The sequence below is a fragment of the Streptomyces longwoodensis genome (assembly GCF_001514125.1).
Taxonomy (GTDB): Bacteria; Actinomycetota; Actinomycetes; order Streptomycetales; family Streptomycetaceae; genus Streptomyces; species Streptomyces longwoodensis.
Window position 1 is genome coordinate 286,280 of sequence record NZ_KQ948557.1, and the last position, 13,799, is coordinate 300,078.

Genomic DNA, 13,799 nt, shown 5'->3' on the forward strand with positions numbered 1-13,799 from the left:
ACTCCTCATGGATGCACAGAGCTACAACACAGCGCTGGCCGACCTGCGCGGCGTGCGGGACCAGATCAAGAAGACGCGGGCCGCGCTGGTGAAGCTGGAAGCCGACCGGGACAGGCGGATCGTCCAGCTGGCCTCCTACGAGAAGGCGAAGGCGGAGCGGATCGCCCCCGCAGCCGGACTGGGGGTAGCCGCCGTCGTCGCCCTCGCGCCCGACCTGGCCCCCGACAGCCTCGACCTGCAGCAAGCCCCGCAACCGTCTGCACCAAAGCCGTCCACCAGCGAGGCTCCTTCCGCAGCCGTGCCGCTGCCGCCGCAGCCGCAAGCCGCTCTGGCAGCAACCGCCGTTCGTGCAGACCCCGCTGCTCCTGACGCGGCACGCACCGTCTCCGCAACGCCGCCCGCGGCGGCCCACAAGGCTCAACGGGAGCTGCCGTCGATCCCGGCAGGCCCCAGCGGTGACGCCTGGTTCGCTCACACCACCGGCCTGGCCTCCACCCGCCCAAACTTCACCCAGCAAGCACGCTCCACGGTCTTCCTGGACGCCACCACCGGAATCCTTGTCCACCGCAGCCAGGCCCACCACCTCGACCTCGCCGGCCGGTCAGCCGCGGACATCCTCACCGCCGTCTTCCACACCGTCCCCGAGGGCGTGGAACGCATTTACATCACCGCCGGTGACCCCTGGCATCGCGACGCCGACCGCTATCCCTACCTCCGCGACGCGGTCGCCGCCTGGCTGAACGCCCCCATCGCAGGCTGGCGCACCGACACCGGCCGCGGCCGCGACCGCATGGCCGGGCACTTCGTCCACGCCCGCCACCCCGTCGGCCGCTACCAGTCCGAAACCGGTGACCTGCACGTGGAGATCCGCTCCGTGGGGGAGTGGTTCGACACCGACGGCGACGACCCCCACATCATCCGCGACGCCTTCGTGCTGCTGTGGCAGGCGCTGCGCCGGCACTGGGACGACGCGGTGATCATGGGCTCCCCGTCACAGACCGGCCGAGACCTGTGGACGCGCACCATCCCCGCCCGCGGGCAGCACGCCGACGGCTTCCCCGTCCTGTCCGAAGAACTGCGCAGCCTGCTCCACGCCACCGCCGGACAGGGCCGCAACGAACTCCTCACCCCGCCCCGCGTGCCGGAACAGCTGCCCCAGCTCGTCGAGTACGACCGCACCTTCGCCTACGCCAAGCACACCTGGAAATCCCCGGTCGGCACCCCCCGCCGCATCACCGCCCGCACCTTCGCCACCTGGAGCGAGAAGGAACAGATGCGGGCCCTGTACGGGTGCGGGCACTGGCAGGTCCGCGTCACCGTCCCCGACACCTGGAACCACGTCGGTCTCCTTCCCGCCCCCGCCCCCGCAGACCGCGCCTGGCACTACCCCGCCCAGCCCGGCACCACCTTCACCACCTGGGCCGGCGGCCCCGAGATCCACACCGCCCTGACCAACCCCCTGACGCCGTGGAAGGTCGAGATCCTCGACGGCATCCTGTGGGACGACGGCAAACCCCTCGACGACTGGGCCAGGAAACTCAAAGACACCTGGACCAACCTCTCCGCCCAGGCCCACTTCCAGGGCACCCCCCAGCAGGCCCGCGCCGCCCACCTCGCCTCCCGCGCCGTACGCTCCATCCTGCTCTACGGCATCGGCTCCTTCGCCCAGCGCCCCCGCATGGTCACCGGCACCACCCCCCGCACCATGGAACGCGATGTGCCCCCGGACGCCGAAATCATCGGCTTCGACGACGAGCTGATCACCTGGCAGAAGCCGACCGGCTTCACCCGCGACCCCAACGCTCACCCCGAATGGTCCGCTGCGATCTGGTCTGCCGCCCGCGCCGCCCTGCTCACCCAGCGCCACCGCGACGACGACACCTATGCAGGCGCCCTGCACACCCCACCCCGCACCGTCGTCGCCTTTCGCACCGACGCCCTTTACCTCACCCAGCCCCACCACTGGCCCTACCACCACCAGCCCGGCGACTACCTGCTCAAGGGACACCTCACCGGCCCTGTGCCCGCGCCCGCCACCGAAGAAGAACTCCTCGCCCTGCGCGACCTCGGACGAGCCGCCCTCACCACCCGTCAGGAGGGCTGATGCCGCCCCGCCCCCGCCGCAATCAGCCAAGCAAGCGAGCCCAGTTGAACGAGGCGGCCCGCCTCGCCGACCGGCTCCAGCAGGCCGGCTACACCAAGCGGGACATCGCCCGCATCATCGACCGGGACCCGTCCCTGGTCTCGCAGTTCTACACCCGCAATAAGGGCGCAGCCTTTGTGCCCGCCCTCCAGCAGGTCCTGACCGCCGTCGAGACCGGCGGCATCACCGACCTGCCCGAACTCGCCGCGATCGCCGCCCGCCACACGAAGCGGCGTACCACCGCCTCCGGCGCCCGCGCCCGCGTGCGCACCAGAGCCCTCCTGATCACTCCCACCGGCTCCGGCACCGGCCGCGTCGGCGCCCAAGCCATTGCCTCCGGCTCCTCCCGACTGCGCCCTTTGATCGCCGAAGCCGCCCGTCAGGGGCTGCGCCTGGCCTTCACCGTCCGCCTCGCCAAGACCGGCTACCTGCACCCCTCCGGCAGCCGCACCGACTCACCCGGCATCCGCCGCGACGTCATCCAGCGCGCCGACCACACCGAGGAACGCTCCTACGGATCCGCCCAGACGGGCGGCCATGACGCAGCCGACTTCGCCCGCCGTGTCGACGCCGCGGGCGGAGACGTCACCGCCGCCGTCCACCAGTGGCTCGTCGACACCGGACGCATCCGCCCAGACGCCCACATCCTCCACCTGGAAGTGCGGACCTGGCGCCCCCGCTGAGTCGACGCACATGCAGGGGCTCACCATCCCCGCGGCCCGTCTGCCCGACCACGCGCGACATCGTCTGAGGAAACTGCGTTAGTGCTGCCCGGCTGCGCTCTGGACTGCTGGGTGGTCGTTGATCCAGGCCAGGCCGCCCAGGTCGAGGTGCCGGCGGGCGCGGGTGACGGCAACGTAGGCGAGGCGGGCGTCGGTGTCGCTGACGGGTTCCGGGACGGGGCGTCCCTGGGCGTCCGTCTGGTCGGTGTCCTTGGGCGGGGGGAAGTCGTCGCCGATGCGGACGGTGGGCCATTCGCGTCCTTTGGCGCTGTGCGCGGTGGAGACGGTGACGTCGGCGTGGGCTTCTTCGGTGAGCTGGTGGACGGCGGCCAGGATGGTGTCGGTGCCGTGGCTGTCGACGAGGTCGACGAAGGGCTGGAGGTCGCGTCCGGCGGGGTCGTGGGCGGCGTAGTCCTGTAGTTCGCCCCAGGAGGGGAATAGGACGAGTTCGGGGTGTGTGGTGCGGCGGCCGCTTTGGAGGTCGCGGGCGGCGAGGGCGAGCTGGGTGAGCTGGTGCTGGCCGCGGGTGAGGGCGACGCGGCGGCCGGCGGAGAGCAGGCGCAGGACCTCGGCCATGGCGCCGATGTTGGTCCGGCACAGCACCGCAGAAGGGCGGGGGAGGGCGCCGATGTCGGTGGGGAGGTCGTGGCTGCCGGTCAGGCGTAGGGGCGCATCGGCGAGGGTGAGCCAACGGTTGGCTTCCGCAGCGATGAGAGGGCCGAAGCGGAAGGAACGGGTCAGGGCGAGGGGGGTGGCGTCGAAGCCGGTCATCACGTCGCGGGCACCGCGCCAGCCGTAGATGGCCTGCGCGGAGTCACCGACCATGACGAGCTGGGCGTGGGCGCGCTGGGCAGCGAAGACTTCCTCCAGGACCGGGTTGGTGTCCTGCGCTTCGTCGAGGAAGAGGAAGTCGGCTTCGATCCTGGGCCCGGTCAGGGCCCACATCTTCAGGTAGTGGTCGTGTTCGAAGCGGACCGCGCCGCGGTCGGGGCGCTGCAGGTCGGTCCAGGCCTTCGAGGCGTACGGCAGGACATATTCGGCGAGTTGCTGCTGTTCGCCTGAGCCGTCCAGACCACGCAGGCGGGGCACGTGGTGGCCGGCCAGATCGCGGTCGGCGGAGTGGCAGTAGCGGGTCACGGCGCGCAACACGGTGTGGGAGAGCAGCCGGGGACCGATCTCGTGCGTGCCGATGCGGACCGGCCGGGTGATGCCGAGTGCCTGACCGACCTTCCAGGCCGGCTGGCGGGGACTGTTGAGCCGGCTGGTGAAGCGGTGGCCCAGCGCAGCGTAGGCGGTGGCGTGGGCGGTCCGGCACACCACGGTGCTAGGGAAACGGCCCGCGGCGTCACGCGCGATGTCCCTGTTGAAGGCGAGGTAGCGGCCGCGGCGAGGAGTGCTGGCAGCGAGCAGGCCGAGCGTGCTGGTCTTTCCTGTCCCGGCGCCGGCCTGCAGGACAAGATGATCACCGGCCCGGAAAGCATCGACGGCATGGGCCTGTTCATCGGTCGGCGTGTGCAACAAGGGCTCCGCAAACAAGAGGGTGAAGGACAGGGGCGGATCTGCAGTCGCCGTGCCGGGAGTGCGGGGGAGGGGTCACGGCGCGGTGCTGGCGGGAGGGTGCCGGTGGCTGTGCACGAGGTCGGCCACACAGATCAGGACCTCGTCCGGCGTGTGGTCAGCGAGCACGATCTCGAGCCGGGCCTGCAACTGCCGGGCACGTCGAGAGGCGTCCCGGGCGAGGGCATCAGTCACCCGCTGCTCGAGCACGTCCTGGGGGCGCTTGCCCAGGGCGGCCGCAGCCTGGCGCAGAGCCGTGTCCGCGGCATCGGGCAGGGTGACGTTGAGCAGGATGCGGCCGCACCGGTCGGGGTAGTGCGTAGTCAGGACGTCGACCGGCAGGCGTGTGTCCAGACGGCGCCGCACTGCGTGCAGGGAGCCGCTGGGATAGCGGGCGCTGTGAACCGTCATCAGCCGGGTGCGGTCCGCGTTTGCGGCCAGGAGCATGCTGCGGCGCGCGTCCCGGAGCTCATCGCGAGTGGCGGGCCTGGTCAGCGTGACCTCGACGGCATGGTGCGGCGTCACGGCCGCGCCGCCTGTCGCATGCCGCCGTGAGGCCGGGGACGCCGTGCGCCGACGGGCAGGCGTGGGTGGATGTGCTCGTGGTGCCGCAGCGGGTCGAAGGGCTCCCAGTCGGTCACCGCCAGGTCGGCGGCCGCGGGCGTTGCGGCGTGTTGCGGACAGCGCTGGGCGCGCCAGCGAAGCTGCTCGTTGTAGGGGAGACGGCTCAGGTCGTAGACGGTCATGACATCGGCAGGCAGAGCCAGTTGGCCGCTCGCCGCGGTGACGGGCATCAGCTTCCACATGCCCGCCGCAGCGGCGGAGGTGAGGAGCGCGCTGGTGCAGCGGTGACGGCGCCGGGTCTGCGCGACGCACCGGATCTCCTCCACCGGCCGGGACGCGAGGTATCGCACGTACAGCAGCTGCACGACGGGCCGGGCCGGACGGCAGACCCGCGCATCGGCGCCCACGGGCATCGAGTGGTCCTGAGCCGGGGTGGGGGTGAAGGCGCCGGCGTCGATCAGACGGCGTGTGGTCACGGACAGGGCCCGGCGCAGCCCGCTCAGGTCGGCACAGGCCGGGTCCGCATCGCGGGCGGGGCAGACGGCCGCGTGCGGCAGGCGGCACCAGCGGCTGCCGTCACCAGCCGGGTAGGCAACGCCGGAGCTGACGTGCCAGCGGCACGCGGCGGGCACGCGGGCGGCTGGCACCTCGCCGGGATGGAGACGGACGGAGCGCTGATGCGGGTCGGTGCCGCGGGTGTACCACTCGATCCGGTTGCCGCACGCGCGGCACCGGTCGCGCTGGCCGCAGCGCAGCAGGCGGCTGGCGCTGTGGGGGGAGATCTGCAGGAGACGGCGCGGGCGCGCGGCGATCTGGCTGCCGTCCCGGTGCCGGGCCGGGAAAGGTGGTGTGGAGCGCATGCGGGTGAACCTGCCAGCCGACACGCCGCACCAGGGTCAGCAGCGCCGGGCGGTCGCCCACTCGGCCGCATCGGATGAAACAAGTGTCCGATCTTGCGGGCGTGCGTTCGGCGGCTCTCGCCGGTTCGGGTGGTCTCCCGCGCCGGGCCGGCCGCAGCTCAGCCGTCGACCGGACCGGGCAGGTCGTGCCCGTGGCACAGCGTGCTGAAGAGCTCGTCCAGCGGCGTTCCCAGGGCGTGGGCGAGAGCGTGCCAGGTCTTCAGGGTGCCGACGGTGCGGCCCTGCTCGATCTCGATGAGAGTGCGCCTGGCCAGGCCGCTGCGGGCTGCCAGCTCGTCGTAGGTCCATCCGTGCGCGGCCCGCAGGCGCGCCAGTTCCAGCCGCAGCGCGTTGAGGTCCGGATCGGGCGGCAAGATCGTCACCCGTCCATCCGACGGTGCAGACCCATGCCCTGTCAGTGCAGACCTCTGCCCTATTTCCGCAGGTCGCACCCGCCATCGAGAGGGCAGAGGTCTGCACTAAGGTGGCCGCCGCCCCGCACCCCGCGGGAAGGCCGGCGCGCACAACAGGAGGAGCACGCGCCCATGAGACTGCTGCGCACAGCGTGCCCGGCACCGTCCGGCGCATGGACCGTCGAACTGCGCCCGCACGCCAACGGCCTCGCCCTCATCTGCCGCCAATGCCCCCACACCGGCCATCAGGTGGCCGCCACCACCGCCCGCTCGGCCGCCCTTGCCCACCTCGCACGCCACGCCCGCGGCGATCTTCGCCCATCTCACCTGCGTACCTGCCAGTGCCGTGAACGCGGCTGCCACTGGCATCCCCGCCACCGCGGCTGCAACGGCCCCATCCGGCTCCTCCTCACCTGTGAACACGGCGGACGGATCTGGAGACTCGCCGACACCTGCACCGCCTGCGCCGCAGCCACGGACCGGGCAGCCGTCGTCCCGGACACCACCCTCGTGACACTGCCCCGCTCCGTCCCGCCCCGACGCCGTCAGCGGCAGCCCAGAGGACCGGACGAGAAGACCCGCGTCCGCGACATGCTCAGCTACCTGGCCGCCACCCTCCCGGACGGCATCCCGGCCCCCGCCCGCCTCCTCGCCCTGCAATGCGCGCTCCGCATGGACGACACCCTGCACGTCCGACTGCCTCGAGGCCTGCTGCGTAGCCTCCGTCTCGACGCCCCCGAGCTCTGGCGTGACCTGGAACGGGTGCACTGGCTGCGCACGTCGCCCATGAGCACCCGCAGCGTGACTATTGGCGAACTGTTCGACTCCGGCCTGCTCAGCCAGGCTCCAGCACGCCCCGACCGACGGCGCGCAGCAGACTGGGCGCTGCGCGCCGACCTTCCGGCCAAGGTGGGGAAGGCCGGGGGACAGCAGCGACTTGCCAGTGTCTACCTCGCAGCACACACGGATACGTGGGGCCGTGGCCTAGCCGAGCCTGACCGGATGGCGCGGGCCTGCGGCCTGCAGCCTGCAGAAATCCATTGTCTAATGCACCAGTTGACGGCCACTGGGGCGCTCGGGTCATGGCGTTGTTGCCCGTATACGGGAGACCTGCATTGGGCCCTTTAGCACCTGCCTGGCCCATAGTGGCGATGTACGGCCCGGCCTATGGCTTACTCGCACCGGCTCGTCGGCAGCGATTTCGTGGAGTTCGTCCTCGCGCCGGGATGGTCTCAAGGGATGGGCTGTGGCTTCCACAGGTCTCAGAGGCACAGAGGGGAGCCCGGCTGCCCAAACAATCACGCGGAAGTGACGTCACCGGATGTCCAGGACGGCCTGCGGTTTCGAGGCGCCTGCCCACGGGCGACGCGTACGGGGCGAGCCATCGCTTTGCGCCACTCCGTGGTGGTATGACGAAATGGCTAGGTCCTGTCACCGGCTATCGGCCGTCAGTAGGTAGGCGGCTGCGGTTTCTGCTCGCGCACCACGTTGGGCCACCTCGTAACTGCCCTGATGAAACCGTATGCCGTTGCTGTCCGCTGCACGCCTCACTCAGCTCATGACGCACATTCGCAGGGGCCGCGCAGACGGCTCTGGATGAAGGACGGGCGGTGCGAGATGTCCGGAACTCGGTGTGCAGTCAGCGGAGTTGAGCCAAGCGGGGTGATCGACTGTCAGTGGCGGTCGTCAGGATGACGGGGATCGCGGGGAATTGACGATCCTCTGGGGGAGGGCCAAATGCCTTTTGTCCGGCCGTACGTGCGCTCTGACGGGACACCGGTACGCGGATACTTCCGGTGGGCGCCGGGCGCGCGCCGGGAGATGACCATCTTCACCGTCTTCGGGCTGGTTGTCCTCGGCTTCGGCCGCACCTCGTCCGGGGACGCAACGGACGGGGTGCCGCCGACGCCGTCGGTGTCCTACCCGATCCGATTCGACCAGGACACCGACAACGCCCGACGGGCTGTTCTTCCGCACCCCACGGTGTCGTACCCGATCAAATTCGGTACCCCTGCGCCGCGCAAGGCCGCGCCCGCTCCGAGCGTGTCGTACCCGATCGATCTTTCCGCTCTGGGCGGTGGCCGATGACCAGGCGCCCGCCGGCCCGGCGACGGACCAACCGGCGCCCCAGTCGCCGCGCCCGCCAGGAGACCCCGATCGCCGTCTGGGCCGTGGCCGCGGTGGCTGCGGTCGGTCTCGTGACGGCGGTGGTCAACTGGCTGCTCGTGCACTGGTGGCTGCTGCTTGTCCTGATCCTGCTGGCTGCGGTAGGAGGCATCGGCTGGTGGCAGCAGCGCACCCGGCGGATCCTGTGGGAGCAGGCACGGGCGCGTGCACTGCGCTACCAACTGGCTCAGCTGGACGGGCTTTCTCACCAGCAGTTCGAATACGCGATCCGCGATCTGATGCAGCGCGATGGTTGCGCTGATGCCGTGCAGGTCGGCGGGCAGGGCGATCTGGGCGCGGACGTGAAGGCGACCGATCCGCAGGGCCGGCGCTGGGTGATTCAGTGCAAGCATCGCCGGCACGGTGAGCGTGGCGCCGCGGTGGGCACCCCTGAACTGCAGGTCCTCAACGGAACGGGACGCCCGGTCCACAAGGCGGATGTCGTGGTGCTGGTGACCAACGGAAGGATCACGCAGCCCGGCCGGGCTTTTGCCCGGCAGCAGCGGCTGCATCTCGTCGACCGCCGGATGCTCGGTTCGTGGGCCGCTGGTTCACGGCCGCTATGGGACCTGCTGCCCGCTCTTCCGACGCCCCGTAAACCCTCGCAGTACTCCTGACCCGTTCCGCTCAGTGACGCACAGGCGAGGTCCTGGCCGGCGGATGAGCGGGCATGCGGAGCACAGCCGTGTGGCGGTAGGTTCGGTGTCCTTGCCGAAAGGGTGCCGTATGCAGCTGGACAGATTCTGTGTTCCTGTCGGGGAGGACGTCCCTGTCGATTCAGACGGATTTCTCCTGAGTCTGCCCGGCAGATATCGCCTGCCGTCGGTCGTGCCGCTGGCCGAGGCCTGCGCCGCCTCAGCCGTCCTGCTCGGGGAAGCCGGCATCGGTAAATCGCATGCGCTGTCGGCCGTTCTGGAAGCAGGCCACAACGGCCCCGGACGGAAGGTCTGTGTGCGGGTCGACCTTGGCGGGGTCAGGTCCTGGGAGGATCTGACCCGTAAGGCCCGGCCGGTACTGAGCCGACTCGCGCCTGCCGTCTCGTCCCAGGGTTCCGGTCCGTCGGAGGAGGAGACGGCATCCGAATACCTTCTCCTCCTGGACGGTGTCGACGAGTGCCAGGCCACCGGTAAGGAACTCGCTGGCTGGTTCACCGATCTGGCCGACACCTATGACTGCCGCCAACTCCAGGTACTGATCGCCTGCCGCAGCATGGCCTACACCGACACGCTGAGGCAGGCTGTTGCCACCGCCTTCGGCATCACCGATGCCCGCACCTACACTCTCGCTCCTTTGCGCATGGACGACCTGGCCGCGGCTGCCGCCGCCAAAGGCGCTGATCCCCAGCGGTTCATCGAAGCGGTGAAGGCGGCCGGTGCCCAAACCCTCGCGCGTACCCCCTTGACGCTCGACCTGCTGCTGGACACCTTCCTGCAACACAGCGCACTGCCCGCCAGCCGCGCCGACCTGTACGCCTTCGCCCTCCCGCACGCGGTCATGCACCAGGGCAAAGACCGTGCCCCGCAAGAGCTTGCCGGAAGCCGAACCCAAAGATTCGCCACCGCCGCCCGTCTCGCCTGCTACTGCCTGCTCACCGGCGCCGACGGCATCACCACATCGCTGCACCACCCCGACTCCAGCCGGGCCCTGCTGCCAGTCGACACCTTCCTCGGCACCCGAGAGGGCACCACCGGGGAAAGCTTCATCATCGAGCGTCCCCTCCTCGAAAGCGTCCTGCACAGCGCCCTGTTCAGCAGCCGCGGCCCTGCAGCGGCCGGCCCCGCTCACGCCTCCATCGCCGCCTACCTCACCGCCCGACACCTGAGCGACCACCGCATCCCTCGCGAACAACTACAGGGGCTCCTCATCCACCGCGGTGAGGTCGGCGAGCCCGGCATCCCCACAGACCTGCACGAACTCGCCGCCTGGCTCATCGCCCTGCGCCCGGACCTCGGCCCGTGGCTGATCGGGACCGACCCACAGGCCATCGCCTCCTACAGCTCCTACATCGATGACCCACAGTGCACCGGACTCATCGTCGACGGCCTGCTGCGTACCGCCCGGCACAACCCATCCCGCAGCGGTCTCTTCTGGCGGCACGCGACGCCCCTGCACCATCCCGGCCTCACTGAGCAATTGGGGCAGGCTCTTGACGACGCCGTGAGCCGTCCGCTCCACGGCACCTACGAGCTGGAACTCATTCTTACGTTGATCGCCGAGAACGAGGTCGAGGATCTCCTGCCCGCGGTAGCGTCCCTGGCCGCCGACACTCAACGTCCCCCTGCGCTGCGCCGCCTGGCTGCCCAATGCACCGACATCCTGGACCAGGACAGGGCTGCGACTCTGCTCAAGCCCATCCTGGCTGAACTGGCGGAGCACCCCGAGCACGATCCGGACGACGACCTGCGCGGCGCCGTGCTGGGCGCCTGCCGGCCGTGGCTGACCACCGACGAACTCATCTCGGCTCTGACGCCGCCACGAACCGACCCGAGCCCGTACACCTCTTTCTGCCAGAAGCTGCCCGCCCTGCTCACGGACGAGCAGGTCGCGCCGCTTCTCGAATGGGCCAGCACACGAGTGATGGACCTCGACTCCCCGTGGGCGGGCTGGTCCGACGCGAGCGCGATGGCCCAAGGCCTCCTCGATCGCGCCCTGAGCGGACCCGCGGCCGAAGCGCGCATCCCCGCCGTGGCGGCAGGGCTGCGTCCCTACCTTCGCACCTATCCGCAGCTGGCCGTGCCCGCCCCGCTGTGCGCACCACTCGACGATCCCGGCGACCCGCACACACGCCATCTACGCCGCACGCTCGCCCATCACCTCATCACCGTAGCCCGCGACACTGAGGACGCGTTCCAACTGGCCGAGGGGTGGGACACGAGCCCTCCACGGCCCATCCGCTGGCGGTGGGAGAGCTCCATCGGCCGGGAACGAGAACAGCGCACCAGTCTTCTCGATGCCGCGGACCTCGCCTGGCTCGTGGAGCTGGAGAAAAGTCTCAGCGATACGCAGGCCCCCCATGCCTGGCCTGCGCTCCAGCACGTATGGGCCATGGTCAAGACGACAGACGCCGGACAGGACACGGCATGGGCCACGCGCCATACCAGGGTCTGGCCGCAGGTTTTTGCCCACGACTTCGACGCTATCCCCATCGACAGCCCCTATGCGCAACAGCTGAGGATTCGACAGGAACGGCTGCAATCCCGATCACGACCGTGGGAGGGCCGAGCCGAGTACATCGCCACAACCTGCGCCCTGCTCACGCAAGCCGCATCGGGCGATGACGACAGCTTCGTGACCCTGTGCAGAAACCTGCAGCGCGACCCGAAGACCGGCAGATTCCCTATTGCCGACTTCGACAGCGACCTGGTGTCGCTGCCCGGCACCGCCATCCTCGCCAACGGCCACGAAAAGCAACTGCTGTCCGCAGCACGTCGCTTCGTTACGGAGAGCCGCCCCGGCGACGACAGCTGGATCGGCACGCACAGCGTTCCCTGGCGTTCGTGGGCGGCCATCTTCGCCTTCATCGCCCTCCTCGATGACGGCCAAGCGCTGTCCACCCTCACCCCGAGCCAATGGCGAACCTGGGCACCCACTCTTGTAGCTTTCCCCCTCACCAGCACGGCAGTCCAGCACAGCAGCCCGCGACGCCGACTGCTGGAAAAATGCCTCCCCCACGCCCCACGGGAGCTCGAGACCACCTACGACGCACTCGTCCGGGCGTCCTACGCGACGGAAGAGGCCCAGTCCACACTCGATCTGATCTCGACCATCTGGACTCCCCAACTGGAAGCCAGACTGCTGGAGACACTCACCGACCTCACCACGCAGGCTCACGACAACACCACCGGCCCAGCTGGCCACGAGGTACTGGCCATGGTCCTCGCCCACATCCTGGAACAGGGCAGCGCACAAAGCCGCGCTCAGGCACTCGAGCGATTCGGTGCACCGCTACGTGAGACCAGCCCTGCGCGTGACGAGCTGCTGGACACCGCATATCTGCGCGTCTTCCTGATTAAGACGCCCCATGAGATCTGGCCGACAGCAGAACACCGCCTCCGCACCGACCCCACGGCACTCGAATCCGTTTGCGACGCCTTCCTGAGCGCCGGCAGCACGCGAGCATGGCTCGCCGAACTACCCACTCCCGCACTGGGCGACATCGCCCGCATCCTCCTGAACCACTACCCTCTGACGGCCTCCCCGGACATACCCCCGCACAAGCACAGCACCGTCGTACTCGACCACCTCGCATCCCGAGGCACCAGCGAGGCCGTTCACATTCTGCGTGCCCTCGCAACCGACTGGCCCCAGGACGGCATCCTGCGCACCCTCGTACAGGAAGCCGAGCAAGCACACCGGGAAGTGTCCTGGATCCGTCCTACCCCCAACGAGCTGGGTGAGCTGATCCAGGACCCCCGACGGCGACTGGTTAAGGACGGAACCGACCTGCTTGATCTCGTCCTAGTGCTCCTGCAAAGGATTCAGGAGGACCTGACCCAAGGAACTCTCCCCGCGGCGATCCTGTGGAACGAGACCGAACTGGAAACCGTCGACGGACGAAAGACACGCCAGCGACTGCGCTTTCCCAAGGACGAGAATCTCGTATCTGACTACCTCGCACACGCCCTGCGCCGCGACCTCGCCGAAGGCGGCATCCTCATCAACCGCGAGGTGCAGGTCTACCGCAACATCAAGGGAGCTGGCGACCGCATCGACCTGCTCCTGCAGGCACCCACCGCTGCGCACGCCCAAACCGCGCCGCGGCGGCCGGACGAGCCCGTGGCCCAGGTCGCCATCGAGGTGAAAGGTAACTGGCACGACAAGATCGAAACGGCCATGGAGACCCAGCTCGCCGACGACTACCTTGCAGCGCTCCGCACCCGCAACGGCCTCTACCTGATCGCCTTCTTCCCCAACGATCAATGGACGGCGAAGGAACGCAAACAGCCGGCAGCAGGTCAGACAGGGGCAAACCTGCGGGAATTCTACGACGCCCAAGCTGCTCAGCTCAGTGAGAGACGAAGCCTGGACATCCGCGCCTTTGTGCTCGACTGCACCCTACGCAGCCCAGCCCAGCGCAACACCTGACCAGCGGGTCCCGTCACCGCTGGTATGCACCGCGCCTTCTGCGGCGTGAGCGCTGGGACTTGTGTCCAGGTGCCGGCGACCGACTCGACCGGGCACGGAGGCTTGTCACTCCTCCATGGCCCCTGTCGTGGTGCGAACCGGGATAGCGGCCAGCAGAACGGCAACGCTGCGCCGCGCCGTGTATCAGTGGTCAACAGGAGGAGCACGTGCCCGTGAGACTGCTGCGCACAGCGTGCCCGGCACTGCCTGG

10 protein-coding genes are annotated in these 13,799 nt (G+C 69.6%); 6 read left to right on the plus strand and 4 right to left on the minus strand.

Features of this window, described 5'->3' with window-relative positions; all coding sequences use genetic code 11:
- Positions 1-7: 7 nt before the first annotated feature.
- Complete coding sequence (locus tag AQJ30_RS24340; RefSeq protein WP_067237823.1) at positions 8-2,104, plus strand: hypothetical protein; 2,097 nt, start codon at positions 8-10, stop codon at positions 2,102-2,104.
- Positions 2,104-2,826 carry a hypothetical protein gene (locus tag AQJ30_RS24345; RefSeq protein WP_067237826.1) on the plus strand — a complete coding sequence of 241 codons (723 nt, stop codon included), beginning with the start codon at positions 2,104-2,106 and terminating at the stop codon, positions 2,824-2,826. Before AQJ30_RS24340 ends, AQJ30_RS24345 begins: the two co-directional genes overlap by 1 nt.
- Positions 2,827-2,904: 78 nt before the next feature.
- Here AQJ30_RS24345 and AQJ30_RS24350 read toward each other — a convergent pair whose 3' ends face one another.
- The 4 genes from AQJ30_RS24350 to AQJ30_RS24365 all read right to left on the minus strand — a co-directional run bounded on the left by AQJ30_RS24350 (position 2,905) and on the right by AQJ30_RS24365 (position 6,268).
- The gene (locus tag AQJ30_RS24350; protein WP_067237828.1) at positions 2,905-4,383 is read right to left on the minus strand and encodes a UvrD-helicase domain-containing protein; all 1,479 of its coding nucleotides are present in this window, start codon (positions 4,381-4,383) and stop codon (positions 2,905-2,907) included.
- Positions 4,384-4,458: 75 nt separating this feature from the next.
- A complete protein-coding gene (locus AQJ30_RS24355; RefSeq protein WP_245727061.1) occupies positions 4,459-4,869 on the minus strand; it encodes a hypothetical protein in 411 nt (136 codons plus the stop codon).
- A gap of 74 nt (positions 4,870-4,943) precedes the next feature.
- Positions 4,944-5,870: a DUF6083 domain-containing protein gene (locus tag AQJ30_RS24360; RefSeq protein ID WP_245727062.1), complete on the minus strand. Its 927-nt coding sequence runs from the start codon at positions 5,868-5,870 to the stop codon at positions 4,944-4,946.
- Positions 5,871-6,004: 134 nt separating this feature from the next.
- Complete coding sequence (locus tag AQJ30_RS24365; protein ID WP_067237832.1) at positions 6,005-6,268, minus strand: helix-turn-helix transcriptional regulator; 264 nt, start codon at positions 6,266-6,268, stop codon at positions 6,005-6,007.
- 162 nt (positions 6,269-6,430) lie between these two features.
- Between AQJ30_RS24365 and AQJ30_RS38080 the strand changes: the two genes are divergently transcribed.
- The 4 genes from AQJ30_RS38080 (at position 6,431) to AQJ30_RS24385 (ending at position 13,549) form a co-directional block, all read left to right on the plus strand.
- The gene (locus AQJ30_RS38080; protein ID WP_107119682.1) at positions 6,431-7,426 is read left to right on the plus strand and encodes a hypothetical protein; all 996 of its coding nucleotides are present in this window, start codon (positions 6,431-6,433) and stop codon (positions 7,424-7,426) included.
- A gap of 693 nt (positions 7,427-8,119) precedes the next feature.
- A complete protein-coding gene (locus AQJ30_RS24375; protein ID WP_245727064.1) occupies positions 8,120-8,386 on the plus strand; it encodes a hypothetical protein in 267 nt (88 codons plus the stop codon).
- 83 nt (positions 8,387-8,469) lie between these two features.
- Positions 8,470-9,081 carry a restriction endonuclease gene (locus tag AQJ30_RS24380; RefSeq protein WP_107119683.1) on the plus strand — a complete coding sequence of 204 codons (612 nt, stop codon included), beginning with the start codon at positions 8,470-8,472 and terminating at the stop codon, positions 9,079-9,081.
- 109 nt (positions 9,082-9,190) lie between these two features.
- On the plus strand, positions 9,191-13,549 hold the full coding sequence (locus AQJ30_RS24385; RefSeq protein WP_159052380.1) for an NACHT domain-containing protein: 4,359 nt from the start codon (positions 9,191-9,193) through the stop codon (positions 13,547-13,549).
- Positions 13,550-13,799 lie beyond the last annotated feature (250 nt).